Origin of the sequence: Acinetobacter lwoffii, from assembly GCF_024129435.1 — a bacterium.
Taxonomy (GTDB): domain Bacteria; phylum Pseudomonadota; class Gammaproteobacteria; order Pseudomonadales; family Moraxellaceae; genus Acinetobacter; species Acinetobacter lwoffii_F.
In genome coordinates, this window is record NZ_JAMXXN010000012.1 from 54,466 (window position 1) to 79,647 (window position 25,182).

Annotated in this window: 24 protein-coding genes, 4 tRNA genes and 1 pseudogene; 14 read left to right on the forward strand and 15 right to left on the reverse strand. The window is 43.5% G+C overall.

Annotated features, from left to right (window positions below):
• The first annotated feature begins 2 nt into the window (after positions 1-2).
• The 4 genes from NI455_RS09570 (at position 3) to NI455_RS09585 (ending at position 3,140) form a co-directional block, all read left to right on the forward strand.
• Entirely contained in the window at positions 3-509 is a 507-nt protein-coding gene (locus tag NI455_RS09570) for a chorismate--pyruvate lyase family protein (protein ID WP_219309770.1), read from the forward strand.
• Between the two features lie 5 nt (positions 510-514).
• Positions 515-1,396, forward strand: coding sequence for a 4-hydroxybenzoate octaprenyltransferase (ubiA, locus tag NI455_RS09575; protein ID WP_253113857.1), 882 nt, complete (start codon positions 515-517; stop codon positions 1,394-1,396).
• A gap of 110 nt (positions 1,397-1,506) precedes the next feature.
• Positions 1,507-2,748 carry a lipase family protein gene (locus tag NI455_RS09580; protein WP_253113860.1) on the forward strand — a complete coding sequence of 414 codons (1,242 nt, stop codon included), beginning with the start codon at positions 1,507-1,509 and terminating at the stop codon, positions 2,746-2,748.
• 128 nt (positions 2,749-2,876) lie between these two features.
• Positions 2,877-3,140, forward strand: a complete 264-nt coding sequence (locus NI455_RS09585) for a hypothetical protein (protein WP_253113863.1) — start codon at positions 2,877-2,879, stop codon at positions 3,138-3,140.
• Positions 3,141-3,326: 186 nt separating this feature from the next.
• On the opposite strand, the gene NI455_RS09590 is transcribed toward NI455_RS09585, so the two are convergent.
• The 8 genes from NI455_RS09590 to NI455_RS09625 all read right to left on the reverse strand — a co-directional run bounded on the left by NI455_RS09590 (position 3,327) and on the right by NI455_RS09625 (position 7,430).
• The gene (locus NI455_RS09590) at positions 3,327-4,316 is read right to left on the reverse strand and encodes a diaminopimelate dehydrogenase (RefSeq protein ID WP_253113865.1); all 990 of its coding nucleotides are present in this window, start codon (positions 4,314-4,316) and stop codon (positions 3,327-3,329) included.
• A 316-nt stretch (positions 4,317-4,632) separates the two neighbouring features.
• Complete coding sequence (locus NI455_RS09595; protein ID WP_044112771.1) at positions 4,633-5,076, reverse strand: DUF2726 domain-containing protein; 444 nt, start codon at positions 5,074-5,076, stop codon at positions 4,633-4,635.
• A gap of 61 nt (positions 5,077-5,137) precedes the next feature.
• Positions 5,138-5,213, reverse strand: a tRNA-Asn gene (locus NI455_RS09600).
• A 6-nt stretch (positions 5,214-5,219) separates the two neighbouring features.
• Positions 5,220-5,295, reverse strand: a tRNA-Asn gene (locus NI455_RS09605).
• A 291-nt stretch (positions 5,296-5,586) separates the two neighbouring features.
• A tRNA-Asn gene (locus tag NI455_RS09610) sits at positions 5,587-5,662 on the reverse strand.
• Between the two features lie 5 nt (positions 5,663-5,667).
• A tRNA-Asn gene (locus tag NI455_RS09615) sits at positions 5,668-5,743 on the reverse strand.
• 148 nt (positions 5,744-5,891) lie between these two features.
• Complete coding sequence (sodB, locus tag NI455_RS09620) at positions 5,892-6,518, reverse strand: superoxide dismutase SodB (RefSeq protein ID WP_004646486.1); 627 nt, start codon at positions 6,516-6,518, stop codon at positions 5,892-5,894.
• A gap of 153 nt (positions 6,519-6,671) precedes the next feature.
• Entirely contained in the window at positions 6,672-7,430 is a 759-nt protein-coding gene (locus NI455_RS09625; RefSeq protein WP_005246847.1) for a Nif3-like dinuclear metal center hexameric protein, read from the reverse strand.
• A gap of 169 nt (positions 7,431-7,599) precedes the next feature.
• On the opposite strand from NI455_RS09625, the gene NI455_RS09630 reads away from it, so the two are divergent.
• The 9 genes from NI455_RS09630 (at position 7,600) to NI455_RS09670 (ending at position 15,611) form a co-directional block, all read left to right on the forward strand.
• Positions 7,600-8,781, forward strand: a complete 1,182-nt coding sequence (locus NI455_RS09630) for a S1C family serine protease (protein WP_005246845.1) — start codon at positions 7,600-7,602, stop codon at positions 8,779-8,781.
• 137 nt (positions 8,782-8,918) lie between these two features.
• Positions 8,919-9,176 (forward strand): hypothetical protein, encoded by a 258-nt coding sequence (locus NI455_RS09635; RefSeq protein ID WP_004730148.1) that lies wholly within the window; start codon positions 8,919-8,921, stop codon positions 9,174-9,176.
• An 80-nt stretch (positions 9,177-9,256) separates the two neighbouring features.
• Positions 9,257-10,048: a pyrimidine utilization protein D gene (rutD, locus tag NI455_RS09640; protein ID WP_253113867.1), complete on the forward strand. Its 792-nt coding sequence runs from the start codon at positions 9,257-9,259 to the stop codon at positions 10,046-10,048.
• 337 nt (positions 10,049-10,385) lie between these two features.
• A complete protein-coding gene (rutA, locus tag NI455_RS09645) occupies positions 10,386-11,492 on the forward strand; it encodes a pyrimidine utilization protein A (protein ID WP_253113869.1) in 1,107 nt (368 codons plus the stop codon).
• Positions 11,489-12,250: a pyrimidine utilization protein B gene (gene rutB, locus NI455_RS09650; protein ID WP_253113871.1), complete on the forward strand. Its 762-nt coding sequence runs from the start codon at positions 11,489-11,491 to the stop codon at positions 12,248-12,250. Before rutA ends, rutB begins: the two co-directional genes overlap by 4 nt.
• A gap of 33 nt (positions 12,251-12,283) precedes the next feature.
• On the forward strand, positions 12,284-12,664 hold the full coding sequence (gene rutC / locus NI455_RS09655; protein WP_163171616.1) for a pyrimidine utilization protein C: 381 nt from the start codon (positions 12,284-12,286) through the stop codon (positions 12,662-12,664).
• Between the two features lie 79 nt (positions 12,665-12,743).
• Positions 12,744-13,325, forward strand: coding sequence for an NADH-dependent FMN reductase RutF (gene rutF / locus NI455_RS09660; protein WP_253113873.1), 582 nt, complete (start codon positions 12,744-12,746; stop codon positions 13,323-13,325).
• 33 nt (positions 13,326-13,358) lie between these two features.
• Positions 13,359-14,720, forward strand: coding sequence for a pyrimidine utilization transport protein G (gene rutG, locus NI455_RS09665; RefSeq protein ID WP_253113876.1), 1,362 nt, complete (start codon positions 13,359-13,361; stop codon positions 14,718-14,720).
• A 51-nt stretch (positions 14,721-14,771) separates the two neighbouring features.
• The gene (locus NI455_RS09670; protein ID WP_253113884.1) at positions 14,772-15,611 is read left to right on the forward strand and encodes an NAD(P)-dependent oxidoreductase; all 840 of its coding nucleotides are present in this window, start codon (positions 14,772-14,774) and stop codon (positions 15,609-15,611) included.
• Between the two features lie 134 nt (positions 15,612-15,745).
• On the opposite strand, the gene NI455_RS09675 is transcribed toward NI455_RS09670, so the two are convergent.
• The 3 genes from NI455_RS09675 to lipA all read right to left on the reverse strand — a co-directional run bounded on the left by NI455_RS09675 (position 15,746) and on the right by lipA (position 20,176).
• Positions 15,746-16,138: a carboxymuconolactone decarboxylase family protein gene (locus NI455_RS09675; protein ID WP_253113887.1), complete on the reverse strand. Its 393-nt coding sequence runs from the start codon at positions 16,136-16,138 to the stop codon at positions 15,746-15,748.
• Between the two features lie 166 nt (positions 16,139-16,304).
• The gene (locus NI455_RS09680) at positions 16,305-18,809 is read right to left on the reverse strand and encodes an acyl-CoA dehydrogenase (RefSeq protein WP_253113880.1); all 2,505 of its coding nucleotides are present in this window, start codon (positions 18,807-18,809) and stop codon (positions 16,305-16,307) included.
• Positions 18,810-19,162: 353 nt separating this feature from the next.
• Positions 19,163-20,176 carry a lipoyl synthase gene (gene lipA / locus NI455_RS09685; protein ID WP_005246834.1) on the reverse strand — a complete coding sequence of 338 codons (1,014 nt, stop codon included), beginning with the start codon at positions 20,174-20,176 and terminating at the stop codon, positions 19,163-19,165.
• A gap of 213 nt (positions 20,177-20,389) precedes the next feature.
• On the opposite strand from lipA, the gene sthA reads away from it, so the two are divergent.
• A complete protein-coding gene (gene sthA / locus NI455_RS09690) occupies positions 20,390-21,805 on the forward strand; it encodes a Si-specific NAD(P)(+) transhydrogenase (protein WP_004646501.1) in 1,416 nt (471 codons plus the stop codon).
• Between the two features lie 96 nt (positions 21,806-21,901).
• Here sthA and NI455_RS09695 read toward each other — a convergent pair whose 3' ends face one another.
• The 4 genes and pseudogenes from NI455_RS09695 to NI455_RS09705 form a co-directional block, all read right to left on the reverse strand.
• On the reverse strand, positions 21,902-22,231 hold the full coding sequence (locus tag NI455_RS09695; RefSeq protein WP_004279668.1) for a four-helix bundle copper-binding protein: 330 nt from the start codon (positions 22,229-22,231) through the stop codon (positions 21,902-21,904).
• Between the two features lie 280 nt (positions 22,232-22,511).
• A pseudogene (locus NI455_RS09700) lies at positions 22,512-23,476 on the reverse strand (TauD/TfdA dioxygenase family protein).
• A 178-nt stretch (positions 23,477-23,654) separates the two neighbouring features.
• On the reverse strand, positions 23,655-23,789 hold the full coding sequence (locus NI455_RS15500; RefSeq protein ID WP_262457471.1) for a hypothetical protein: 135 nt from the start codon (positions 23,787-23,789) through the stop codon (positions 23,655-23,657).
• Complete coding sequence (locus NI455_RS09705; RefSeq protein ID WP_253113882.1) at positions 23,782-24,996, reverse strand: MFS transporter; 1,215 nt, start codon at positions 24,994-24,996, stop codon at positions 23,782-23,784. The genes NI455_RS15500 and NI455_RS09705 overlap by 8 nt, the downstream gene beginning before the upstream one ends.
• Positions 24,997-25,182 lie beyond the last annotated feature (186 nt).

Consider the following 25,182-nt stretch of genomic DNA (forward strand, 5'->3'; position numbering starts at 1 on the left):
CAATGAATAGTCGTTCTAGAAATCAAAATCAGCGTGTGTTGCTGTCAACTCTGCCTGTTGAGTTAAAACCGTGGCTGTATGCATCGGGTTCACTCACGCAACAACTGACCGATTTGGCGCAAGGACAATTCCATGTCGAGCCAATTCAAGAGCATTTTCAGCGTTTAGGCTTTGCCAATGCCAAATGGATGCAGATGTCACATCAGCATACTTCCTGGGTGCGTGAAAGTTATCTCTACGGCTCGGAACAGTCTCCTTGGGTGAAAGCCAGAAGCATCTTTCCGATTTTAAGCCTGCAAAAAAAAGCCCGAATTTTTCAGCATATTGGCACCAAACCGATTGGCTGGTTTCTGTTTCAGCGCACTAATCCACTGTGCCAGCGCCGGGTGGTACTTTTAGATGAGGGCTGGACCCGTCAGAGCTGCTATACTTGGCACGGCTGTAAATTTATCGTACAAGAAACATTTTTACCGGCATTTGAACACTTTATACAAAATTCACGGGCTTGATTTTTATGGCAACCGCACAAGCAATCACCTGGCGTGAGCGTCTTAGCGCCTATTATTATCTTTGTCGTTTTGATAAACCGATTGGGACTGAACTGGTTTTTTGGCCTACCATGTGGGCGCTGTGGATTGCAGCTCAGGGCATGCCACGTATTGAAATTTTAATTCCCATGATTTTGGGTGTGATTTTTATGCGGGCGGCAGGCTGTGCCATTAATGATTTTGCTGACCGTAAAGTCGATGCACATGTGGAGCGTACTAAAAACCGTCCGCTAGCGACTGGGATTATCAGTGCCAAAGAAGCTGTGATGGTATTTCTGGTTTTGGTGTCTGCCAGTGCCTGCCTACTATTTTTTCTGCCAATCGAAACTTTTTACTGGTCATTTGGGGCTTTATTTTTAGCGTTTATTTATCCTTTTATGAAGCGCTATACCCATTTACCTCAAGTCTTTTTGGGTGCAGCATTTTCCTGGTCGATTCCGATGGCTTATACCGCAGTTGGACAAACGCCGGATTTAACCTGCTGGCTTCTATATTTTGGTAATCTGGCCTGGACCGTAGCCTATGATACCCAATATGCAATTGCAGATCGTGAATACGATTTAAAGATTGGGGTGAAATCAACCGCGATCTTATTTGGTCGGCATGATATTCAGATCATTAGCGCTTTGCAGGCTAGTAGTATTTTATTGATAGGTGCTGCATTGTGGCTAGAAAATTTATTGCTTCCATTTGGTCTGGCTGCATTAATTGTTGTTGCTCTTGATTTTATTTACCAATGGATAAAAACACGGGATAAAGATCCACAGCTGTGTTTCTGGGCGTTTAGGCATAACCGCTGGATTGGATTCATAATCTTTTCTGGAATTTTTCTGGCTCTTTGGTACTAACCATCTATCGGCTAATAACAAAAGCGTCCTATAAGGATGCTTTTTTTTATGCTTAATTTTGAGTGATCTCGATAAAAAGAGATAGGGAATAACAATAAAAGGATAGAAATATGCAGAATGGTTATAAGAAATTAATGTTGGGCGTACTGTGTTCTTCAGTACTGTTTTTATCTGCGTGTGGCGATGATGATAACAATGATATCTTTGTCCCCCAGCCAAAGATTTTTTTGAGTGAACAAGCCTATACCAAGGATGTCATAACCCAAGCATCAAGTATTCGAGTTATGCGATATAACATGCCAAATGTGCAGGGAAATACAGCAGAAGCTACAGCATTGGTTATCTATCCTAGAACTCCACAACCGAGAGACGGTTGGCGTGTAGTGGTGTGGGAGCATGGAACTGTTGGGAGTGGTGATAGCTGTGCACCAAGTTCAAATATTCTTAATCCACGGTTTAAAATAATGGCCGAGAGTTTACTCGCCAAAGGTTATGTCATCGTTGCACCTGATTATGAGGGTTTAGGAACTCGAGGGATTCATCCTTATCTGCATTTAAAGAGTGCCGCACAATCTGCAATCTATGCAGTGAAAGGGTTTAAGCAGCAGCAAGGCGATAAATTTAATGGTGCATGGGTCTCTGTGGGGCAATCACAGGGTGGACATGCATCTTTGGGTACAGCAGAGTTTGCAGGGAATGATCCAAATTATAAAGCAGCAGTTGCAGCAGCACCTGCATCTAGTCTGGGCTATATTATTGGTACAGTTGCACCGCAAGCTTTAAATAAATTGATTTTAGGTGAAGGTGCTGGTGCCGTTCAACCAGGAACTGCGAAAGCTGTTTATTCAGAACTTCTTGCCTATGCAGCCTATGTCGGTGTTGGAATAAAAGCCTATGAGCCAAATTTTGCTTATCAAGATATCTTTGAAAGCACATCTGAGCTGGTTGCAGAGCGTGCTGAAGGTACTACTGGTGAAAATGGTCTGTGTTTAGAAAATTTAATGACAGCTTTTAGTACGGATATAGATCAATGGTTACAGCAAAATCCTGGGAAAACAGTGGTGGACTATCCAGGGCTGACTGATAATTTTGATCAAAATTTATCTGTGAAAAATTTCTTAAGGGATAATCAGCCTGCTACCAAAAAAATAAATGTACCGGTAATGATTATTCAGGGTAAAGAAGATATGGCAGTACCTTATGATGTTACAGATGCCTTGCAAAAGAATTTGGCGGCTTTGGGTACGGATGTGACTTTCCTAGGAGTTGATGGTGCATCACATACTCAAGCAATCGTTTTAAAAAATACAGAGCTTGTAGAATTCATTGAAGAAAATATGCCAGCGAAGTAAAAATAAAAGCGAAGATATTAAAAGGAGCTAGGGCTCCTTTTTTATTTTCGCATTTTCAAAATTTGAGCAAGAGCTTTAATTTGTTATAGTAGGGGCGAAAGTTAAATGATTGTCAAAGCAGGTTTGTTATGTCCGAGCAGCCACAGCCCCGCAGTATAAAAAAGCTATTGATCTTCGGTACGCTTGCACTTTGTATTCCGGTATTTTTAATTAGTATGGCATTTCTTGCAGTGAATAGTGATGCTAAAAATCAGGAAAAATACAAGCAGCAGCAGGCAGATATGATTGCACGTATTGAAGCACGAGAAGCTGCGGAAAAGCTCAAAGCAGAGCAGCATGCTAAGGCAAATTCAATACAAGCTGCGTCTGAAAGTAGTGCAACAGCACCTTAATCTATCTAAAATCCCTTTGCACTTGTCTAATACTGCAAATGTCTGTGTAGTAGATAGTTGCATCGTTTGTCGAAAACTATCTCACTCGATTGTAGATATTCGATATTTCTTGATGAAGTAATTTGCGCTTTTCAACAGAAAAATATAGCCACCCATCATCCGATCGGTGGCTATATTTAAATCATCTTAAAGCAATTCTTTACGCAATTGCTCAGGAGATTTAATTGAAAGTAGAGCAGGTGCTACATCTAATGCTGTTTTAGCACCATATTGCTGGGTTTGATTCAGACGGTAGCAGGCACGGGCATAAGCCACTAACACACTTGCGGTAAACTCAGGATTGCTATTCAGCTTTAAAGAAAACTCAATCACCTGTTTTTGTGCATCACTGGTATTACCACTACGGATGACAAAACCGCCATGTGGCATATCCTGATGATCTTTCAGTAAAGTTTCCTCACTGATAAAATTCACGGTCGTATTATAATCCGCAAAATAATCAGGCATGCTGATGATGGTTTGTTCAACTGTTGCCGCATCAGCCCCTTGTTCCAAGACCACATAACAGTCACGATGATGTTTGTCTTTGGTGCTTAACTCAGGTCGTGCGCCACTGCGGACTTGTTCAATCGCGTCAGTAGATGGAATGGTGTATTGAACACCAGCTTTCACCCCTGGTACACGGCGAATCGCATCTGAATGGCCTTGGCTTAAGCCTTTACCCCAAAAGGTATAAGTTTCGCCATCTGGTAATAATGCTTCACCAAATAAACGGTTAATCGAGAACATCCCAGGATCCCAGCCAATAGAAATCATGGCTGTTTTTTTGTTAGCAAGGGCAGGTGCGTCGACTGCAGCATAGTATTCCGAAATACGTGCATGCGTATCAAAACTATCTACGGTATTGAATTTACTTGCAAAGATAGGCGCCTGTTGTGGCAAGTCATCTTTAGAGCCGCTACAAAGAATCAGCACATCAATTTTATCGCTAAAATCATTTAATAGTGCATCCATGCTATACACTTGAGTTTCTGCAAAGCAAGGAGAGACGCTGCTTGGTGAGCGGCGAGTAAAAATACCGACAAGCTGCATATCAGGATTTTTCTGGATGGCAGTTTCAACACCGCGGCCAAGATTACCGTAACCCGCGATACCAATACGAATAGAATTTTGCATAAATAAACGATCACTGAATAAAAAAACAACGCCAAAAATAAGCAAGGTGATGATGGCCAGAAATGGAACAGGCCAATCAGGTCATCTGACTTATATTTTGTTTTCGAAAGGATTATAGAGCGATAATTTAAACTTTATCACCCTAATCCTGCAGAAAGGCAGGTTTAACTGAGAATGCTTGTGATGAGACGCTAAATTGGACGAGGATAGGTTAGTTTTGAAGCATGAAAAGCTGCCGAGAAATTAAAAGCGGAGCAGGAGGCTTTGATTAATCAAATTCAAGCTGCAGCGAGAAATATCGAAATTGCCGCTTAACTTATCTTAAATCCCTTTGCAGTTGTCTGATAGTCGGAATCTGGGTGTATCGAATCACGGTATAGCCAGCTGCAATCAGCATGGCATCGCGTTCAGCATCTTCCTGTTCTTTGCCAATATGACTGGGATCATCCAGTTCAACGATCGCCACTACATTATATTCACGATCAAGTACCACGAAGTCTGTGACTTTGCGATTAAATTGATTGCGCATTTTCATCTGATCGTGCGTGATCAAAGCGCTAAACGCGACTTGTGCCAGAATGTGATGATGAGGAAAGGCATCTTTCAGACGTGTAAACATCCTGCTTTCAAAAGCAGTAATGACGCGCTTCGGATAGAATTTCTTTTGACGGGTGAAGAGGTGTGGGAAGAGCAGGCAAACTAATGCAAAAGTTGCCAGGCAGCCAATCACAAAAAATATAAACTGACTCAAATTAAACACAGATCACAAAAGGGGAGAATAAAAAAACCCACTTCGCAATGAGTGGGTTTCTTCAGAATCTTGGCTCTCCCACCTGGGCTCGAACCAGGGACCTGCGGATTAACAGTCCGTCGCTCTACCGACTGAGCTATGGGAGAATAGATTGGCTCTCCAACCTGGGCTCGAACCAGGGACCTGCGGATTAACAGTCCGTCGCTCTACCGACTGAGCTATTGGAGAATCTGACAGCGATTATAGAGAGATTTGAAAAGGGGTCAAGGCACTTTTAGAAAAAAGCTGAAGAAATTGAATCAAGTGTTTTAAAAATAGTCGAAAAGGTTTGTGGTTTAAACTGTTATGTTTATGTAAACCGGTCCTAACAGCAAAATCGCGATCAGCCTGAATTTTGATAAGTGATCTGGATCATAAGAAATGAGCGGTTGATCGCGCATATAAATCAATATGATCTCAATTTAAAAAATACAGCTATAAAAAAACCCACTTCGCAATGAGTGGGTTTCTTCAGAATCTTGGCTCTTCCACCTGGGCTCGAACCAGGGACCTGCGGATTAACAGTCCGTCGCTCTACCGACTGAGCTATGGAAGAATATATGGCTCTCCAACCTGGGCTCGAACCAGGGACCTGCGGATTAACAGTCCGTCGCTCTACCGACTGAGCTATTGGAGAATCTGATCGGCATTTTAGGGATGAATAACCAGGTCGTCAATCAATTAATGTAAAGAAATGAATTGTTTGCTTCATAAATATTCATTTAGAGCCTAAAAATAAAAAAATCACCCGAAATGGGTGATTTTTTTAGCAAAGAAATAAAAAATTATTTCTCAACACCTGCAGGCTGACCTGCATATTTCGCATTTGCATAATCCCAGTTTACTAGGCTTTCTAGGAAAGTAGAGATGTACTTAGGACGAGCATTACGGAAATCGATGTAGTAAGCGTGTTCCCAAACGTCAATCGTCAACACTGCAATTTTACCGTGCGCCATTGGCGTATCAGCATTTGAAGTTTTCATGATAGAAAGCTGACCGTTTACTTCGTCAGCCACTAACCAAGCCCAACCTGAACCAAACTGAGTAGTTGCAGCAGCAGCAAATTCTTCAGCAAATTTTTCATAAGAACCGAAAGCTTCGTCAATTTTTGCAGCCAAAGTACCAGTTGCTTTACCGCCACCGTTTTTAGCCATACAGTTCCAGTAGAACGTGTGGTTCCAAACTTGAGCCGCGTTATTGAAAACACCTGCTTTAGAAGCATCACCAGCAGTTGCTGTAATAATTTCTTCTAGAGTTTTGCCTTCAAGCTCAGTACCAGCGATCAGGTTATTCAGGTTAACCACATACGTATTGTGGTGTTTGTCGTGATGGTATTCTAAAGTTTCCTTGCTGATGTGTGGAGCAAGATCTTCGTAGCCATAAGGTAATGCTGGTAAAGTAATGGTTGTCATGTTTTCAATTCCTTGCATTTTGCTGGGTTTTAACAATAAGTGGCTTTATTGTAATAGATAATCGGGCAGAAATGGGCATCGTGTATAAATAACAATACAGAATAAAGCCTGAAAATATATGAATAAAGCCACTGATCATAACCGTCAGTCGAATTAAATCGGATTGTTTAATTCGAAATAATCATACTCAATATTAAACTGTTCTGAAATAGCCTTGGCCAAGCGTTGCACACCGTATTTTTCAGTCGCATGATGGCCACAGGCATAATAATGGACATTCAGTTCCTGAGCTTCATAAAAGGTGCGTTCGCTCACTTCACCTGAAATATAGGCATCACAGTTCTGTAGTGCCGCTTTTTGAATATAATCCTGCGCACCGCCGGTACAGAAACCGACTTTATGGATTTGAGTTTTGTCAGCAGGAAGATGAATCGCATCAAAGCCCAGCTTTTCTGAAACATAATTTTTAAAATCTTCCGGATTCATCGGCTGTTTTAAATAGCCAATATTGCCAATCGGACGTTTTTCACTCGGATCAAGCTGTTCAATATTTTCGAGTTCTAATAAATCCGCAATGGCAGCATTATTTCCCAGTGTTGGATGACTGTCTAAAGGTAGATGATAGCCAACCAGTGAGATATCATGTTGAATCAGGGTTTTAATACGTTTACCACGCATGCCGGTAATCGGATAGGCTTCACCTTTCCAGAAATAACCATGATGAACCAGCAATAAATCTGCGTCTTGCTCAATTGCGGCTTCAATTGCACTCTGGGAGGCGGTCACGGCACAGAGGATTTTATTCACCTCGGATTTGCCTTCAATCTGCAAGCCATTCGGTGCATAGTCCTTAAATTCACGTGCTACCAACGTCTGGTCACACCATTGAATAATATCGTTCAAATTCGCCATAAAATTCCTGTAAGTTTAAAACTTGCCCATATTTATCTATAGGTCTAATTGTAACTAAAGCTGCACAAATCTCTGTGGAATTTTTTGTGTTTAGTTATGTATTTAGCATTACAATAGGACACAAATTACTTAGTCATCAACGAATTAAAATATTTTAGAGGATAGCAACGTGCGCCGCACCTTTACATGGTTACCCTGGGTGTTACTGATTTTAGTCATTATCGGTTTTTTGGGGTGGCAACAACTACAAAAACCAAAGGCACCAGTTGCGCCAGATGGCGTCAAAATGCCTGCTGAAAAAGTAGAGCCGTTGATTGATACGTCGCGCTCAGGAGGCGTGGTCTCCTATAGTGCTGCTGTAAAAGTGGCAGCACCCGCTGTCGTGAATATTTTTACTACCCAAAAAGTCAAGCAACAGGCGCATCCTTTACTGACCGATCCGGTATTTCGTGAATTTTTTGGCGATCAGTTACCTGACCAGTATGGACAAAGCCCGAATGAAAACAGTTTAGGTTCGGGTGTAATTGTACGTCCAGACGGTTATATCCTGACCAATAACCACGTGATTGCGCAGGCCGATCAGATTGTAGTGGCTTTGCAGGATGGACGTCGTGCTGAAGCCAAGGTGGTCGGAACTGATCCGGATACCGATCTGGCCGTGATCAAGATTGAACTGACACAATTGCCAGTTCTGCCATTTAAACTCAGTGGCAATGAAGTCGGTGATGTGGTTCTGGCGATTGGTAATCCTTTTGGTGTTGGGCAAACCGTGACGCAGGGGATTATCTCGGCAACGGGCCGTTCAGACTTGGGTATTAATACCTATGAAGACTTTGTGCAGACTGATGCTGCAATTAACCCGGGTAACTCGGGTGGTGCGCTGATTGATGTCGCCGGTAATTTAATTGGTGTGAATACTGCAATCTTCTCGCAGTCTGGTGGTTCACTGGGGATTGGTTTTGCCATTCCGGCCAAAATCTGTCAGCAGGTGATGAATGCCATTTTGAAAGATGGCCGTGTGGTTCGTGGCTGGTTAGGGATCAGCTTATTACCTGCAGAGCGTGATGATGTCCTGCAACCCAAAGAAAAAGGTGTGACGGTCGCAGAAGTGCTACCGGATGGACCTGCTGCCAAGGCTGGAATCCAGCGTGGCGATAAGATTATGAAAGTAAATGAGGAAGAGATTAGTTCTGCCTCACATCTGATTAATTTTGTGGCCTTGCAAGAGCCAAACAGTACCATTCAGATTGAAATTGAGCGGGCAGGAAAAACCATGATCCTAGAGGTTGTGGTGACTGAACGTAAGGCACAAAACAGTGCTTCACAATATATTCCTCTGCCAGGCCAATAAGTTTGATTAAAAAAAATCCCTCATGATGAGGGATTTTTTTTATACTTTCTTTCAGCATGTTCTGATACAAAAGTGAAATATTAAGCGTTTTATAAATCATTTAGCTTAGTGAAATAACATTAAAAGAGAAAATAAAAATGAATTTTATGACGGCAGATCAGGCCAAAATTTTATCTAATGTTGCTAACCTGAATATTGAAATGTATAAGCCACGTCTGGCGCAACTGATTGAAGATAATGCCCGGCAAGGCAATACAGCGGTACTGACAGTTTTTCCCAAACATCTGCCTTTGGAAGATATCCGTGCCTTGTCTGCCGAGTTAACAGATCTGGGTTATAACGTACGTTTTGAAGTACAAGAATTTTATTACAGCTTTAATGTCTACTGGCTGTAATTTTAACAGTTGTTCAAAAAAGGTCCTGTTTAGGCATATATTTTGCTGCGTTCATCTCATATTTAAACTATGAGAATTTTATGTCTTTATTTATTCATCGTGCAGCACGGGCCGATGCGCCTTATGTAGTGCTTTCTTCTGGGCTAGGCGGACATGCCAGTTTCTGGAATCCACAAATTGAGGTTTTGCAGCAAGATTTTCATGTGGTGACTTATGATCAGGAAGGTTGCCATTCGGATTCTGAACTGTTGTCAATACCTTATTGCGTAGATCATATGGCCCGACAGATTCTGGATTTATTGATCAATCAGGATATCCGTGAATTTCATTTTATTGGTCATGCATTGGGTGGGCATATCGGCATGCAGCTTGCGACTTATCAGGTTGATAAAGCGTTTAAGTTATTCAGCCTGACTATGTTGAATGCCTGGGGAGAACTGGATTCACATACCCAAAAATGTTTTCAGGCACGCACATCATTATTGTTGAATGGCGGAGCCGAGGCTTATGTGCGGGCACAAGCCTTATTTCTGTATCCTCCACACTGGATCTCGACACATCTTGACCCGTTAACAGAAGCAGAAAATAAACAGCTACTGGACTTTCCGTCAATTCAAAATGTCTTGGCGCGTTTACAGGCTGTGCAGGTTTTTAAGCTAGAGGAGGCGCATCAGCAGGCACTCAACGATATTCCTGTGCATCTGATTGCCAATCAAGATGATTTTCTGGTGCCTTATCAACGCTCGCAACAACTTCAGCAATTATTGCCGTATAGTCAGCTCAGTCTGTTTGCAACAGGAGCGCATGCTTCTACAGTGACTGAAACCGCCCAGATCAACCAAAGCATACTGCAATTTGTAAAATCGGTCTGATATTTTCAACATGTCACTTTGTTTGCTCAAGCCAGAACCTGTTTCTGGCTTTTTATTTTTTCTAATGAATCATTTTTATGGTTTTTACTCAAAATCTGATTCTTCCTAAACGCGATGATGATCAATCTTAATGCACCTGAATGAAACACGATGAGCAAAATTGATTCATAGGTGGAAATCATTATTTTACTAAAAATTCAAAAATATAAATATTAAGTATTTGAAAATAAATAACTAAAAATAATTGGTATGCGGTTTGCAATATTTTCAACATAAATAAAAAACCTGAATTGGCAACAGGATTTTGAATATTGGTTAAAAATAATGAGGTGTGAAAATGAAAATAGGTGTCTTCTGTCCAATTGGAAACAACGGCTGGTTACTCTCTGAAAATGCACCACAGTACATGCCGACTTTTGAGTTAAACAAACAAATCGTGCAGCGTGCTGAACACTATGGTTTCGATTTCGCACTTTCCATGATCAAGTTGCGTGGCTTTGGTAGCAAGACCGAATTCTGGGAACATAACTTGGAAACTTTTACCCTGATGGCGGGTCTCGCAGCGGTGACCAGCAAAATTCAAATTTATGCAACAGCTGCAACTCTAGTCATGCCACCGGCAATTGTGGCACGTATGGCATCTACCATTGATTCTATTTCCAATGGCCGTTTCGGTTTGAATGTGGTGACCGGCTGGCAGCCACCTGAATATACCCAGATGGGCATGTGGCCAGGTAATGAGTATTTTGGCATACGCTATGAATATCTGTCTGAATATGTACAAATTTTGCGTGAGCTTTGGGCAAACGGAAAATCTGACTTTAAGGGTGAGCATTTCCAGATGGAAGACTGCCGTGTTAGCCCGCGCCCGCAAGCCGATATGAAAATTATCTGTGCTGGTCAGTCGGATGCCGGTCTGGAATTTTCTGCACAATATGCTGACTACAACTTCGTGTTTGGTAAAGGGCTGAATACACCGACCGCTTATGCAGAAATTAATGACCGCTTAAAGGAAAAAACCGATGTCACCGGCCGTGAAGTACAAACTTATGTCCTGTTTATGCTGATTGCGGCAGAAACTGACGAAGAAGCTCAAGCGAAATGGCTGCATTATAACGAGGGTGCCGATATGGAAGCGATTAACTGGTTGATGAATCAGGGCGGGAAAGACACGACTTCTGGTGCAGATACCAATATCCGTCAAATGGCGTCTAGCGTATCTCCAGTGAATATCAATATGGGAACCTTGGTGGGTTCTTATGAAAATGTGGCACGAATGTTGGATGAAATTGGCGAGATCAAGGGCACTGAAGGTGTGTTGCTGACCTTTGATGATTTCATTCAGGGCGTAGAAGATTTTGGTCAGAAAATTCAGCCATTGATGAAATGCCGTGAGCATATTGTGATTGAGGGCGAAGCACCTGTACTGGAGAAAAGCGCATGAGTGAGTCAGTGGTAACAGCCGATTTTACTGAAAAACTCGGTACTGGAAAAACGCTTAAAGCTGAGCCTGAAGCCATCTGCCTTGTACCAGAACAGACTGCCCTGATTGTGATTGACATGCAGAATGCCTATACCTCGCAGGGCGGCTATCTGGATCTGGCGGGGTTTGATGTCTCAAAGACTAAACCAGTCGTAGAGAACATTAAAAAGGCAGTCGATGGAGCGCATGCGGCCGGTATTCAGGTCATCTATTTTAAAAATGGCTGGGATGCAGAATATAAGGAAGCAGGTGGTACGGATTCTCCGAATTTCCATAAATCCAATGCCTTAAAGACCATGCGTAAACAGCCTGAATTACAGGGGAAATTGTTGGCTAAAGGTGGTTGGGACTTTGAACTGATTGATGAATTACAGCCACTGCCACAAGATCTGGTCATTGAAAAACCTCGCTATAGCGGTTTCTTTAATACTGCACTGGACAGCATGTTGCGTGTGCGTGGTATTCGCAATCTGGTGTTTGTGGGAATTGCCACTAATGTTTGTGTGGAATCGACCCTGCGTGATGGTTTCTTTCTGGAATATTTCGGCGTGGCACTTGCAGATGCATGCCATCAGGCCGGGCCAGTCGAAGCCCACGAAGCCAGCCTGTACAACATCAAGACCTTCTTTGGCTGGGTGTCCGATACCGCAAATTTTATCGATACCTTTCAAAAAGAAAGTGAATCACTTAAAGAAACTAAATTGGCTGAAAGTGCCTAAAGAATTAAAGATCAGGATTAAGGGAAAAATAGTATGCCTAAAGAAGTCATTATTCCAGCAGGAACGTCGAAACCACTAGCACCGTATGTGCCGGCAACCAAGGCAGACAATATTGTCTATGTGTCGGGCACGTTGGCTTTTGATGAAAATAATAATGTGGTGCATGTCGGTGATGCCGCAGCACAGACCCGTCATATTCTGGAAACCATCAAGCGTGTCATTGAAGAAGCCGGTGGCAGCATGGATGACGTCACTTTCAATCATGTGTTTGTCAAAGACTGGGCAGATTATGCTGCGATTAATACAGTTTATGCTGAGTATTTCCCGGGAGATAAGCCGGCACGGTATTGCGTACAGACAGGTTTGGTCAAACCTGATGCGCTAGTCGAAATTGCTTCGATTGCCCATGTATAAGCCGATCCACCTGATTCAATCTCATTACTAGATGCCCCAGGTCTGAAACTGAACATCGACTTGGGGTAGGGAGAACAGCATGAATGCCAAACTATCTAAAATCATCACAGAGACAGTTGCAGAAAATAAAGCATTAAATAAGGTTTTGGCGACTAACGCATCGGGTGACATCTTTACCCGGGTCGATCAGCAGATTTTCCGTCAGGGCATGTCTAATCTAGGTGCTGCGGTGAATGTGATTACCACGCAAGGCGATGCAGGAATGGCTGGATTTACCGCTTCGGCCGTATGTAGCGTGACGGATACACCACCAACGTTACTGGTGTGCCTGAACCGTTCTGCGTCAGTCTATGAAACCTTTAAAAAGAATCAGGTGTTGTGTGTGAATACCCTGGCATCACATCAACAACATCTTTCCAATCTGTTTGGTGGAAAAACACCAATGGCAGAGCGTTTCAGTCAGGGGAACTGGAAAACTTTGGTGACCCAGTCACCTGTACTTGAAGATGCCTTAGTCAGTTTTGACTGCGAGGTGGTCCAATGTTTATCCGTAGGCAGTCATGACGTGCTGTTCTGTGAAGTGAAAGCCATGTGTCAGAGTCAAGGCAATGCGCTGATGTACTTCAACCGTTCTTACTGTGAGCCACACAAAATGTGCTAATTCAATTCAATCCTAATCAAGGAGGGGAAGCCGATGCAAGAAAAAGAAACGTGGTTTCCAAAATTCAAGCCTTACCAAGGCAATCTCGATACCACCCCCGTGCAAACAGATGAATATCTGCCTGCTGGGAAAAGTATTATTCTCGGGTTACAGCATGTGTTTGCCATGTTTGGGGCAACCGTACTGGCACCCTTATTAATGGGGTTTGATCCCAATCTCACGATTTTTATTACCGGGATTGGGACCATTTTATTTTTCCTGATCACGGGCGGTCGATTGCCTAGTTATCTGGGATCCAGCTTTGCCTTTATTGGTGCGGTCGTCGCAGTTACAGGTTATTCCGGAGTTGGTGCGAATCCTAATATCGGACTGGCACTTGGCGGTACCATTGCTTGCGGTATTGTCTATGCCTTGATTGGTCTGCTGGTCATGAAAACCGGTACCAACTGGATTGAAAAACTGATGCCGCCAGTAGTGACAGGCGTGATTGTGATGATTATTGGTTTGAACCTGGCGCCAGTCGCAATTAAGAGTGTTTCAGCGAACCAGTTTGATTCGTGGATGGCATTAATCACCATTATCTGTATCAGTGTGATTGCTGTGTTTACCCGAGGAATGGTACGCCGTCTGTTGCTGTTATTGGGCTTGTTATCTTCCTATCTGATTTACTTCCTTTTCACAAACGTCATGGGCTTCGGATCTGCGATTGATTTTACCAAAGTCAGTGAAGCAGCATGGTTTGGTTTGCCGAATTTCCAGAGTCCGGTCTTTGAAGTGAATGCCATGCTGATGATTGCACCAGTGGCAATTATCTTGGTTGCAGAAAATCTAGGGCACTTTAAGGCAGTCTCTGCGATGACCGGTAAAAACCTGTCTCCATATATGGGTCGTGGTTTCTTTGCTGATGGGGTGTGTACTTCATTGTCCGCTTCTGTCGGTGGTACAGGTATGACCACTTATGCCGAAAATATCGGTGTCATGGCAGTCACCAAAGTTTATGCAACGACTGTATTTGTCTTTGCTGGTATCTTCGCTATTTTGCTCGGACTTTCACCTAAATTCGGTGCAGTGATCAGTACCATTCCAGTGGCCTTGTTGGGTGGTGCATCGATTGTCGTATTTGGTCTGATTACTGTGGCTGGTGCGAAAATCTGGGTAGATAACCGTGTTGATTTCACCAAGAACAGTACGCTGATTATTGGTGCAGTCTGTCTGATCATGGGCACAGGCAACTATAGCTTGCAGATTGGTGGTTTTGATCTGGGGGGTATTGGTACCGCAACTTTAGCTGCAATTCTATTAAATCTATTCCTGAACCGTGGTGAAGATAAAGAATTGCCAGCCTCTGAACCAGCTGAAACCGTAACTGAGGTCGAGGCTAAGCCAGTCGCTTAATATGAGGAGCATTTTTTGAGTCATACAATTGCATTTTTAGGACTCGGGGCAATGGGCTGGCATATGGCCTCCCATTTGCCAAAACTCGGACATCAGGTTTGGGTCTGGAACCGGACTGAACAGAAAGCTGTAGCGCATGCTGAAACTTTTGCAACGCAGGCAGTGAGTATTGAGCAGGCGGTTCAGGCAGATTTTATCTTTTCCTGTTTACCGACCAGTCAGGATGTGGAAGCACTGATTGCAGCCCATCCACCCAAACAAGGTGCAATCTGGATTGACTGTACCAGCGGTGTACCGGAATCTGCCCAGAAACTGGCGAAGCTCTTGGAGCAACAAGGTAGTTTTTATCTGGATGCACCGGTTTCTGGCCAAACCATTGGAGCAGAACGCGGTACTTTAACTGTGATGGTCGGAGGTAATGAACAAGCCTTTGAACAAGTCAAACCGATTATTGAAGCCTTTGCTGGCTTGATTGAATATGTAGGAGAAAGTGGTTCGGGCTTTGCGGTGAAAGCCGTGAATAATACCCTAATGGCGACTCATTTATGGGCATTGGCTGAAGGGCTGACTGTGCTAAAAGGACAGGGCGTTGATTTAAGTAGCGCACTGAACTGTATTAATCATTCCAGCGGTAAAAGCAGCATGTCGGAAAATATCATGGCGCAGCGTGTACTGAACCGTGAGTTTCACAAGACTTTTGCACTGGATCTGTTACAGAAAGATATTGGTATTGCTTTGGAGCTGGTACAGCAACAGCAACTGGATTTATCGGTGATGTCTTTGGTTCAGCAAGAGTTTCAGCAGATTGCCAAACCTCAGGCCAGTCAGCTGGATTTCTCTGCTGCGGTGCAAGGACTGGAACAGCGGACTCAAATTGAATTAAGAAGATAATCTTTTCAAACAATATTAAAGACAGTGTTAAAGAAGTTATAGCTATAGATATATCAATTTAAAATTTAAAAAGCCGGGAATTTTAATTCCCGGCTTTATTTATTCATTAGGCAGCTCAATAGCCTAAGTAAATCTTAATTCTGTTGATTTGCCTGATATTCCTGAATCACTTCGAGCGCTGCACGGAATGCTTCTTGTGTTGCAGGAGCGCCGCAGTAAGGCAGGCTATGCAGTAGCACTTCCTGAATTTCTTCCACTGTCGCACCGTTATTCAAAGCGCCACGAACATGGCCTTTCAATTCAGTTGGGCTTTTTTGCGCGGTAAGAAAAGCAATGGTAATTAAAGAACGGTATTTACGTGGTAAAACCCCTTCACGTTGCCAGGTTGAGCCCCAGGCATGTTCATTAATCCAGTCCTGCAAAGGCTGCGTAAAAGGAACCGTATTGTCCTGAGCACGTTTTACAAAGCTTTCACCCATCACTTCAGTACGGACTTTCAAGCCATTTTCATAATCTTGTTGTGACATCATTGACCCTCAATTTTATTATAGGGCTAGCTTAGTACTTTCCATGCGAAATACCATCGTGCAATAGTCGTAAAAAGTGGCTGAAAAGCCACTTGTGAAGCTTCCAGAGTAAAGTAATAAAATGACTTCATTCTGGAATTTATTACACCTTAAATTCAAGTTTTATTTAAGGTGATACTGAGTGTGAAGGATCAGTTTGCACTGAAGTATCCGTTCCTTTGGCATCTTCCTTGATGAGATACGGATTCTCAAGCTCTAATACCTCCTGCAAATGCAGATCAAATACATCGGTCAACATGCTGTCATAGCGGCGCGCATTATAGTGCAGCAGTTTTTCTGCTTCCTGATCATTAATAAAGCCTTGTAGCTGTGCATCGGCTACATGCTCAGCAAAACTGAGTCCTTTAAATTGTCCTTTATTTTCAGCTTTTTTAAAGCGATCCCAGAGTTTTTCAATCTCGAGTAGCAGATTGAAAGTAGATTCCATACGGCCAGTGACATCATTTTCATTAATATTATAGTAGACATGTTTTTTGAGTGACTGCCGGAAAGCATTGTTTTCCATCATGCTGTTTGCTACCTGTTGTTTCAGCTGGTCTGATGGTTTCTGTACCGGACGGCCAAATGGGAAACATAGCAGTTTGACCATGCCTGCTGCTGCACCTGATGGAAAGTTGGCAAACAGGTCAAAAAATGCTTCTTGCGCTGTATACAGAGATTTTTCTATCGCAAGCTGTGCATGCAAACGCTCATCTTCAGTCTTTTTGCTATGCTCAAAATATTTCAGAATTGAGGAAGCAATAAACAGATGTGCATGAATATCGGCTAGACGTCCAGACAACATTTCCTTACGCTTGATATCACCCGCGAGTAATCCTAGACACATATCCGCAGTTAAAGCAAAGTTGGCACTCAGCCGGTTAATGATCTTGTAATAAGGACGGGTAAAGTCAACAGCACTTTGCGGCACAGCATTGGAGCCACCTGTAAAGGCATAGGCAAAGGAGCGAGCAGTCCGGTTAAAGGCGTAACCCAAATGCTTAAACAGCAAGTTATCAAAAGGATTTAGAGCCGCTGCCGGATCTTCTGCTTGTAAGAGCTGTAATTCTTCATAAAGATAAGGATGGCAACGCATTGAACCCTGACCGAAAATCATCAGGGAACGACTAAGAATATTGGCGCCTTCAACCGTAATGGAGACTGGAATTGCCTGATAATAAGGCGCCAGAAAGTTACGCGGACCCATCTGAATGGCGCGGCCACCGACCACATCCATACCGTGATTGACCACTTTACGCATGCCTTCTGTCGCATAATATTTGGCAATCGCTGTCATTACGGCAGGCTTGCCGCCCTGATTCAGACCACAGGTGACCAGATAACGGAAAGCCTCCAGCATATAGGTATCACTGGCGATTTCACTGGTGGCTTCCTGAACACCCTCAAACTTACCAACTGAAATTTTGAACTGCTGACGGATGCGAGAGAAAGCGCCGACATTTAAATAAGTCATTTCTGAAGTAGAAGTAGACAGCGCTGGTAGGGAAATACCACGACCAACCGCCAGACATTCCATTAGCATACGCCAGCCTTTGCCGGCATTTTTGACGCCACCAATAATCCAGTCCAGAGGAATAAACACATCTTTACCTTCAACCGTACCATTCATAAATGGTGGTCCGGGGTTATGCCGTGGTCCCACTATTACGCCTTCATGACTGGCAGGGAGCAGGGCACAGGTAATGCCATATTCAGTCTGATCACCCAAAAGATGATCCGGATCATACATTTTAAAGGCCAAGCCTACGACTGTCGCAATTGGAGCTAACGTAATCCAGCGTTTGGAAAAATTCATTCTCAGGCCTAAGACTTCCTGACCTTCAAACTGGCCATAGCAGACCACGCCCGTATCAGGAATCGCACCAGCATCCGAACCGGCCTCCGGACTAGTCAAACCGAAACAGGGAATTTCTTCGCCTCGTGCAAGACCCGGCAGATAACGGTTTTTCTGTTCTTCGGTACCGTAATGCAGCAACAGCTCACCCGGTCCGAGCGAATTCGGCACCATACAACTCACGGCTGTGGTCAGAGAACGCGAAGCAATCTTGCTCATCACCCGACTTTGGGCAAAGGAGCTAAAGGCACGACCGCCGTATTCTTTGGGAATAATCAGGCCCAAGAAGCCATGCTCCTTGATATATTGCCAAACATGATCAGGCAGCGCTTTCTGCTCATGGATTTCCCATTCATCCAGCATGCTGCATAAGGTCTCAACTTCATTGTCCAGAAAAGCCTGTTCTTCTAGCGATAATTTGGGATAAGGATAGCTATTAAAGGTTTCCCAATTCGGTGCACCCATAAATAGTTCTTTTTCCCACCAGCTGGTCCCTGAATCCAGTGCTTCGCGTTCTGTCGGGCTAATGCTCGGCATGGCATTTGCCAGTGCTTTATAGGCCGGTTTGGAAATAAACGACATGCGCAAAGGGTCGATCATCACTACAAGGCTGATTAGAATCAGCGGAATGCCCAGAATCAGTGACCATGGGCTAATAAAGGCACAGACCACTGACATCACCATTAGCGCAATTACACCCGCGCTACGGGAGAGCTGAAAATAGAAAACCGCCCATAAACTGAGTAATAGCAGTAGTACAGCAAATATAAATAGCATTGTTATAGTTCTCCAGATTTATACAAGGCTGCCTGTGCCGGGATCTCATAGAATTTTTGTCACAGTTCATTCATTTTTTTGTCGCTTGAGGATCGGACAGGTTCAGCATGGCATGTGTGAGAATGATCGTTTTCAAGTATTACAACGAATAAGTTAAGTCGTTTATCTGTTTTTGAGATTGTTTGAAAAATGCTCATTCTTCAAGTGAGAACGCGCAAAGAAATGTGAAGATAAGTAATGACTTAATCTTATCTAAAATAAAAAATGGGGCTTAACGCTCAGTAAAATTTTAACGATGGATATTAAAAAGCCCTCTACTTGAGAGGGCTTTTATTTCATTGGTTTAAGCAGGATTAAGCTTCAATGGCCTGAACTGCAATTTTTTTGGCTGGGTCAACTTTACGGCGTACTGCTGGTACAGGTTCGCCGTAGTATTGGCGGTCGGCAAAGTAACTTGAACGAACCATTGGCGCTGCCCAGATATTGCGGAAGCCCAGTTTTTGGCCATGTTCGGTATAACGCTCGAATTCTTCAGGTGTTACGAAGCGGTCAATCGCTGCATGTTCTTTTGAAGGCTGCAAATACTGACCAATCGTCACATAATCCACGCCATGCGCATGTAAATCATCAAGCAGAGCAAGCACTTCTTCTTCAGTTTCACCAATACCGACCATGAGACCACATTTGGTTGGTACGTCCGGGCAGTATTCTTTAAACATTTTTAGCAGGTTTAAAGAGTGCTGATAGTCAGAACCTGGACGCATGGCTTTATATAAACGCGGCACAGTTTCGATATTGTGGTTAAACACATCTGGCGGACATTCAGTCATGATACGCAGCGCGATATCCATACGGCCACGGAAGTCCGGCACCAGAATTTCGAGTAAGGTATTTGGGCTTAGAGCACGTGCTTCTTTAATACAATCGACAAAATGCTGTGCACCGCCATCCAGTAAATCATCACGGTCTACCGAAGTGATTACCGCATATTTCAAACCCAGGTTGGCAATGGTCTCAGCCATATGACGCGGTTCATCTGCATCCAGTGCATTTGGACGGCCATGAGCCACATCACAGAATGGACAGCGACGGGTACAGATATCACCCATAATCATAAAGGTCGCAGTACCGCCACCAAAACATTCAGGCAGGTTTGGACAGGCGGCTTCTTCGCACACCGTATGTAATTTTTGCTGACGTAATGTGGTTTTAATACGTTGAACTTCTTCAGGTGCCGCCATTTTCACCCGGATCCAGTCCGGCTTGCGTGGCGTTTCAACCGTAGGAACAACTTTTACAGGAATGCGGGCAACTTTTTCCGCACCGCGAAGTTTGACGCCCTGTTCAGGTTTACGGTTTTCAGACATATTCAACTTTTCCACTGTTTTTGAAGGGGGAGATACTCAAAGATAGCGCAGTTATTATAACGGACTTCGTTCTAAATAGGGCAAAAAGGGGTATTCATTTAAAAAATGTTCTTATCAAGCAATATATGTGAGTTAAATACACCAAATCAACAGGATTTACGTCATAATAAGAGTGTAGATTAAAGTGAATTTTTTAATTTTGAGGAGCGTTGAATGCCACGTAAAAAAGAGGTCGTTAGTGGGACTTTCGTTAAATATGATGCGGTAGTTCTAGGTTCGGGCCCTGCGGGCGAAGGCGCGGCAATGAAACTTGCCAAATCTGGTAAGCGTGTTGCAATCGTTGAGATGCGTGAACAGCTGGGTGGTAACTGTACCCATGTCGGTACGATTCCAAGTAAAGCATTGCGTCAAACAGTATCCAGTATTATCCGTTATCAACGTGATCCACTGTTTCAAAAAGTTGGGGACTGGAAGCAGTTCACTATGAAGCAAGTGTTGCGTCATGCACATAAAGTTATTCAACAACAAGTAGATACACATTCACGTTTCTACGACCGCAATAAAATTGATATTTATCATGGTCGTGCCTACATTCAGGATCAAAATACCATTTTTGTATTTAACCCAGATGGCATTAAAGAAACGCTGATGTTTAAGCAACTGGTCATTGCCAGCGGCTCGCGTCCATATCGTCCAGACATTCTTGATTTTAATCATCCACGTGTATTTGATTCAGACAAAATTCTGGATCTGGACTATTCCATCCAGAAAATCATTATTTATGGTGCAGGTGTAATCGGTTGTGAATATGCCTCGATCTTTATTGGTTTGGGACATAAAGTTGACCTGATCAACACCCAACACAAACTTTTAAGCTATCTGGATGATGAAATCTCTGATGCGCTGTCTTATCACTTGCGTGAACAGGGTGTGCTGATTCGTCATAATGAACAGATCGACTTTTTAGAAACATTTGACGACCATGTGGTGATGCACACGCAAAGCGGCAAGAAAATTAAAGCCGACGCGATTTTGTGGTGTAATGGCCGTTCAGGCAATACCGATGGTCTAGGCCTTGAAAATGTCGGCCTGAAACCGAACAGCCGTGGTCAATTGACTGTGAATGATCAATATCAGACTGAAGTAGAAAATATCTACGCTGCCGGTGATGTAATCGGTTGGCCTTCACTAGCCTCTGCTGCCTATGACCAAGGTCGTTGCGCGGGTGCCAATATGAGCGGCGAGAAAGACGTTGCGCCGGTGACTGATATTCCAACCGGGATTTACACCATTCCTGAGATTTCTTCGATTGGTAAGACTGAACAGCAGCTGACTGAAGAAAAGATTCCGTATGAAGTCGGTCAGGCATCATTCCGTCATTTGGCACGTGCACAGATTACCGGAGATACTATGGGCGAATTAAAGATTCTGTTCCATCGTGAAACACTGGAAGTTTTGGGTGTACATTGCTTCGGTAATAATGCCTCTGAAATTATCCATATTGGTCAGGCAGTCATGAACAGCCCGAACAATACCATCAAGTACTTCGTAGAAACCACGTTTAACTATCCGACTATGGCTGAAGCGTATCGTGTAGCCACACTGAATGGTATGAACCGTTTATTCTAAGTGAGATATTTGACTTAGACAGAAAAACCGCAAGTCTTCACTTGCGGTTTTTTTATTGGAAGTGATTAAGTCAGTCAAGTTGATCAAATCGAATTTTTAAGCCGCCATTTTTCGGCATTCTTCAGCACAGCGGCGGCATGCTTCGGCACATTGCTGACAATGTTCATCTTCATGATGACCACATTCTTCTACACAGTAGTCACAGGCTTTCGCACAAAGTTCACATATTTCATGCATGAATGGAGATTGCTTTTGTTCCATACGGGCACACAACTGACAGATATCTGCACAGTCCAGACAGCGCTGGATACACTCCCGCATCATCTCCAGATCTTCTTCTTTAAGACAGGCACTGGCACAGTTGGCACAGGCCAGGGAACAGTTCATACAGGTTTGAACACAATCTGAAAATTGAAGCTGATTCATTGTCGTTTCCTCTTTCCATAGGTTTGTTGCTGATTTTCTAATAAGCTAAGCAGAAAAAGGAAAATACACTAGGTAGATTAGGTGAGGAAAAGTAAACAGCTACTTTGTTTTGTTAGAGATCTACTGGATCATGAGCGATAGTTGGAATTAATTTTTTTTATTTGAAAATAAAAAACCATTGAGGCGGTCAAAGTCTCAATGGTGGAAGATCGACATGATGAATCGTAATTTTTGAAGGGTTAAACTAGCTCTACCTTTCTCGTTATTCTCGTTTTTATTATTAAAACGGACGGCTACCCGCCAGACTGATGCGTTTCAATAAACGGCGCTGATCTGCCGGGAATGGAGGCGTGAGTGTAAGGTCACCTGATTATCCCAGAACACGATATCGCCAATTTCCCAGTGATGTTCATAAGCGAATTCAGGTTTCGAAATATGCTCACGTAATTTGGCGATCAGTTGACTGCCAGCCTGATCATCATAATTGACCAGCTCGACTTCGGTATGGGTGTTTAGCCAAAGCGCTTTACGGCCGAATTCAGGATGAGTGCGCACCAGTGGATGTGGATAAGCATGGCTTAAAATCGGTTGATCTTTAAAATGATACAATGGGCTTGAACCATAACCTTGATCATCAGTCTGATCTCTGGTTTTTTGACGGCGCACGAAAGGGTTGTAAGTAATCAGTTGTAGCTGATCGATCTCTACCTTGGTTGCTTCATCGAGTGCATCATAGGCTTTAATGGTGTTGATCCAGCTGGTCTGTCCGCCGTCCTGAGGCAGTTCAATTGCATACAGAAGGGAGCCAAAAGAGGGTAATGGTGTCCATTGATGATCGGCATGTGGAGTTAGTTCACCATGCCCAGTGTAATCTCCCTGACCGACGGCATTGGACACCGGCACGACATCGGGTGGAATGCCGCTATCCGACTGCGCAGCCAGTACCGGTGTATCTGCACCTGGGCGGAAAATGGAACCGAAATAAGTTGAAAACGCCAAGTATTGTAAATCATCCAGACTTTGCTGCTTAAAGATCAAAATCAGATGCTCGGCCAGCGCCTGTTTTAACTTTAAAATGGTTTTGGATGATTGGACTTTACGGGCATCCAAGCCATAGACCACTGCACCTAAGGCCTGACCGGTTTGCGGTACAATCTTGATTTCAGCCGGATGTTGAAATTGATCTTGCTGATGCCAGCGTGGAGCATCATGAATCGCTTGTGAAAGTTGGGTTAAGCTGGTCATTATCAAGTCTCAGAATTTTCTTGTTGATCAAAATCTAAGAAAATTCCGGACTGAAATAAAATCAAAAGAAATGATAAGTTTATGAATAATATTATATTTTTATTATTCAATCGATTTTAAAACATTTAACTTATTCTGCGATGGATTGCGCATTTTCTGCTGAGGATATTTCAGCAGTTTAGTGTGCGCAGAAAGCCTGATTAAAATACTCAAACAGCTGAGGGGTTTGAAACCACAGTCCAATCGACAAAGCCAGTAAAAGCAGGATTGCCACCACAATCGAGAGTTTGAGTTTCAACAGAGAATCAGTCATGGACGATTTGCTCCTCATTGACCCAGAAATGCACCAGTACGCCAAAAATGCTGAGGACAATTGATAGCATCCACACCGCATTATAATTGCCGCTCAAATCATGGTTGACTCCACCGAGCCAGCCACCGAAAAACGAGCCAACCTGATGGGTGAAAAATACAATACCACTGAGCATGGTCAGATATTTCACCCCGAACATATTGGCCACAATGCCATTGGTCAGCGGAACGGTCGATAACCAGAGTAATCCCATAATGACACCAAAGCTATAGACTGTCCATGTGCTGAGAGGCAGCATGAGAAAGGCAATAATCGCAATTCCACGCAGGGCATATAATCCCATTAGCAGATGCGGTTTGGAATATTTTCCACCGAGCCAGCCGGCCGTATAGGTGCCTACCACATTAAACAGACCCACTAAGGCTAAGAAAATCGTACCGGTTGTGGCATTAAAGCCATGATCAATTAGATAGCCTGGTAGGTGGATACCAATAAAAACGACCTGAAAACCACAAACAAAAAAGCCCATGGTCAGAAACCAGAAGGGTTTATGATTTTTCACCACCACCAGAATCTGTTTAAAACTGAGTGAGACTTTATTGGGGGTAGAGGCTGCATTGGGATGAACATACATCGGTGCTTTCAGCATCCAGGCCAATGGCACAATCAGGGCAATCAGAATGGCACTGACTACTAACGCTGCTGACCAGCCAACATTCTGTAATAGCAACAGGGTCGAAGGCAGCATGATAAACTGACCAAAAGACCCGGCCGCACTGGCAATTCCCATCGCCAAACTGCGCTTTTCTGGTGGGGCAGCACGCCCGACCGCAGATAATAAGACCGGAAATGAGGTGGCAGACAGGGCTAGACCTAAAATTAAACCGACACTCAGATTTAACAGTAAGCCGGTCGAGCTAACTGCCATCAACAGTAGACCGATTGCATATAAGGCTCCGCCTACAGCTACCACAATCTTGCTGCCATATTTATCGGCAAATGCCCCGGTAATCGGCTGAACTGCACCCCAGATCAGGTTTTGCATGGCAATGGCCAGGCTAAAAACATTATGACCCCAGCCAAATTCTTCGCTCATCGGCACCAGATACAAGCCAAATGCATGACGTACACCCAATGACAGTGCCAGAATGATGGCAGAGCCAATCAGCATAAAAATAAGAGCTTTGGAAAATTGACTGTCAGCCATACGTCATTCATGCCTATAAAGTTGATATGTATAGTATTCGATTCAAGCAATAGAGGCGATTAAATAAATATTGATCAAAAGATAAATTTTTTTTATTAGGGCGTGTCCTCATTTGGCTTTACACCAAATAAATATGCAAGCAATGTAAATCATAGACTGGTAATTTCGTGCAAGCTTATCAAATCG

Coding starts and splice junctions, on each gene's coding strand:
- NI455_RS09635 (WP_004730148.1), top strand. CDS start 8,919: ATGAATTTTATGACGGCAGATCAGGCCAAAATTTTATCTAATGTTGCT.
- rutB (WP_253113871.1), top strand. CDS start 11,489: ATGAGTGAGTCAGTGGTAACAGCCGATTTTACTGAAAAACTCGGTACT.
- NI455_RS09675 (WP_253113887.1), bottom strand. CDS start 16,138: ATGTCACAACAAGATTATGAAAATGGCTTGAAAGTCCGTACTGAAGTG.
- rutF (WP_253113873.1), top strand. CDS start 12,744: ATGAATGCCAAACTATCTAAAATCATCACAGAGACAGTTGCAGAAAAT.
- sthA (WP_004646501.1), top strand. CDS start 20,390: ATGCCACGTAAAAAAGAGGTCGTTAGTGGGACTTTCGTTAAATATGAT.
- NI455_RS09680 (WP_253113880.1), bottom strand. CDS start 18,809: ATGCTATTTATATTTGCTGTACTACTGCTATTACTCAGTTTATGGGCG.
- rutG (WP_253113876.1), top strand. CDS start 13,359: ATGCAAGAAAAAGAAACGTGGTTTCCAAAATTCAAGCCTTACCAAGGC.
- NI455_RS09705 (WP_253113882.1), bottom strand. CDS start 24,996: ATGGCTGACAGTCAATTTTCCAAAGCTCTTATTTTTATGCTGATTGGC.
- NI455_RS15500 (WP_262457471.1), bottom strand. CDS start 23,789: ATGACTGATTCTCTGTTGAAACTCAAACTCTCGATTGTGGTGGCAATC.
- NI455_RS09585 (WP_253113863.1), top strand. CDS start 2,877: ATGTCCGAGCAGCCACAGCCCCGCAGTATAAAAAAGCTATTGATCTTC.
- NI455_RS09625 (WP_005246847.1), bottom strand. CDS start 7,430: ATGGCGAATTTGAACGATATTATTCAATGGTGTGACCAGACGTTGGTA.
- rutC (WP_163171616.1), top strand. CDS start 12,284: ATGCCTAAAGAAGTCATTATTCCAGCAGGAACGTCGAAACCACTAGCA.
- NI455_RS09570 (WP_219309770.1), top strand. CDS start 3: ATGAATAGTCGTTCTAGAAATCAAAATCAGCGTGTGTTGCTGTCAACT.
- NI455_RS09695 (WP_004279668.1), bottom strand. CDS start 22,231: ATGAATCAGCTTCAATTTTCAGATTGTGTTCAAACCTGTATGAACTGT.
- sodB (WP_004646486.1), bottom strand. CDS start 6,518: ATGACAACCATTACTTTACCAGCATTACCTTATGGCTACGAAGATCTT.
- ubiA (WP_253113857.1), top strand. CDS start 515: ATGGCAACCGCACAAGCAATCACCTGGCGTGAGCGTCTTAGCGCCTAT.
- rutA (WP_253113869.1), top strand. CDS start 10,386: ATGAAAATAGGTGTCTTCTGTCCAATTGGAAACAACGGCTGGTTACTC.
- NI455_RS09590 (WP_253113865.1), bottom strand. CDS start 4,316: ATGCAAAATTCTATTCGTATTGGTATCGCGGGTTACGGTAATCTTGGC.
- NI455_RS09670 (WP_253113884.1), top strand. CDS start 14,772: ATGGGCTGGCATATGGCCTCCCATTTGCCAAAACTCGGACATCAGGTT.
- rutD (WP_253113867.1), top strand. CDS start 9,257: ATGTCTTTATTTATTCATCGTGCAGCACGGGCCGATGCGCCTTATGTA.
- NI455_RS09580 (WP_253113860.1), top strand. CDS start 1,507: ATGCAGAATGGTTATAAGAAATTAATGTTGGGCGTACTGTGTTCTTCA.
- lipA (WP_005246834.1), bottom strand. CDS start 20,176: ATGTCTGAAAACCGTAAACCTGAACAGGGCGTCAAACTTCGCGGTGCG.